This window comes from Streptomyces sp. NPDC006476, assembly GCF_040612015.1.
GTDB lineage: Bacteria > Actinomycetota > Actinomycetes > Streptomycetales > Streptomycetaceae > Streptomyces > Streptomyces griseorubiginosus_B.
Window position 1 is genome coordinate 1 of record NZ_JBEXPK010000274.1, and the last position, 1,903, is coordinate 1,903.

Annotated in this window: 2 protein-coding genes and 1 pseudogene; all 3 read left to right on the plus strand. The window is 68.2% G+C overall.

The window, feature by feature from the left end:
- Positions 1-394 precede the first annotated feature (394 nt).
- The gene (locus ABZZ74_RS53950) at positions 395-988 is read left to right on the plus strand and encodes a CPBP family intramembrane glutamic endopeptidase (protein WP_356951417.1); all 594 of its coding nucleotides are present in this window, start codon (positions 395-397) and stop codon (positions 986-988) included.
- Between the two features lie 67 nt (positions 989-1,055).
- Complete coding sequence (locus ABZZ74_RS53955) at positions 1,056-1,370, plus strand: transposase (protein ID WP_356951418.1); 315 nt, start codon at positions 1,056-1,058, stop codon at positions 1,368-1,370.
- A gap of 250 nt (positions 1,371-1,620) precedes the next feature.
- Positions 1,621-1,903, plus strand: a pseudogene (locus ABZZ74_RS53960) (IS110 family transposase); the annotation flags it as partial.

The window sequence follows — 1,903 nt, forward strand, 5'->3', positions numbered from 1 at the left end:
GGCCCGGCCCTCCGGCGGGAGGGCCGGGCCGCACCGGATGGTGTCCCCCGGTAGCCCCGGCCCGACAAGCCTCAACAGAGCCTCGGGCGAGGGTGGTGCGGGCCGCGACCTGGGTGCGCGGGCCGAAGACCCACGCGGGTCTGCGGGGCAGTATCGGCCGTGCCCCCTTGACCTGGTTCTTCTCGCTGGCGTACCTGCTGAGTTGGTTGGCCTGGACACCGTACGTCCTGTCGGAGAACGGCTTGGGTATCCTGCACTTCGCGTTCCCGGAGCTGGCGGAACGAGCGAACTTCCGGGCGTTCTGCCCGGTGCCTACCTGGGCCCGATCCTGTCGGCGTTCCTGGTCACCGCGGCCTCCGAGGGCCGTCGTGGACTGCGGACCTGGGTAGGGCGATTGACCAAGCTGCGGGTCGGCTGGCGCTGGTACGGCGCTGTCCTGCTCTCGGTACCCGCCTCACTGATCCTGACCTCGTCCGCGCTGGCCGGACGCGGGCCTGTACTGCCGTCGGCCGCGGTGCTGGCCGCCTATCTGCCGGGGCTAGTCCTGCAGATGATCACCACGGGTCTGGCCGAGGAGCCCGGCTGGCGCGAGTTCGCCATGCCGCGCCTGCAGCGACGCCACGGTCCTGTGATCGGCGCCCTCATCCTCGGACCGCTGGGGGGTGCCTGGCACCTGCCGCTGTTCCTCACCGAGTGGGGCAACTGGATGGGCGGGTCGTGGATCGGGCCGATGGAGTTCATCGCCACCGCGATGGCGATCAGCTTTGTCATGACGTGGGTCTTCAACCGCACCGGCGAGAGCCTGCCGTTGGCCATGCTGCTGCACACCAGCGTCAACAACTTCATCTCCCTGGCGTGGTCGTCGATGTTCCCGTCCCTGTCCCAGGGCAAGGCCGCACACGCCATCCTGCTCACCTTTACCGCGGCGGCCCTCGTTCTGCTGGCCACCACCCGCGGTCGCCTCGGCGGCCCGTCTTCCGCCCCCTGAAGTTCCCCCGCTGAACTGGACAGCCTGATACTGGGACGGTTGAGTCCCGGAGGAAGCAGTCCAGATAGTGAGCGGCAAGAGCAACATGAGTAAGCGGTACACGGCCGAGTTCAAGCGGGACGCGATCGCGCTCGTCCGGTCCTCGCCGCATCGGAACGTTACCGAGATTGCCCGGGAGCTGGGAGTGAGCCCTGAGGGGCTGCGGGGCTGGGTCAAGCAGGATAGGACCGACCGGGGCGAGGGGCCGGCGGGCGCGCTGACGACGGATGAGCGTGAGGAGTTGCGTCGCGTTCGCCGCGAGCTGGCCGAAGTCAAGAAGGCGAACGAGATCTTGGTAAAAGTAGTTATGCCGCTGCTGCGCGGCGCCACCGTGGCGGGATGAGAATCGGGGCGGGATCGCCTCTGGGGGACGCCAGCCCAGCGCTACTGTTCGCCAGGCTCGCCAGGGTCATCCTGCGGATGGTGACGCCCGGTTGACGTCGGTGCCGTGTGGTACTTCGAGTCGGCGTAAAAAGTATGACGCTGGGGCCTGAGGGATCGTTGACTGCTGCCACGAGCGCGAATCTCAGACTCTTCGACTGGTAGGCCCCTTCGGGCGGCACCGCCCGCGGTCGATCGTCGGGGAGGCGAGGATGGACGTTTTCGTGGACCGGGTCGCCGGCGTGGACGTGCACCGCGACACCGCGGTCGCCACGATCCGGGTTCCCGGCAAGCGCCGGGGCAGCCGCCATCATGAGACCCGGACCTACCCGACGACCGTGCGCGGTCTCGGTGAGCTCGGTAATTGGCTGGTCGCCGAGCACATCGAACTGGCGGGCATGGAGGCAACCGGGATCTACTGGAAGCCTGTGTTTGCCGCGCTGGAGGACCGCCTTGCGTGCTGGCTGCTGAACGCCCATCACATGCACAACGTGC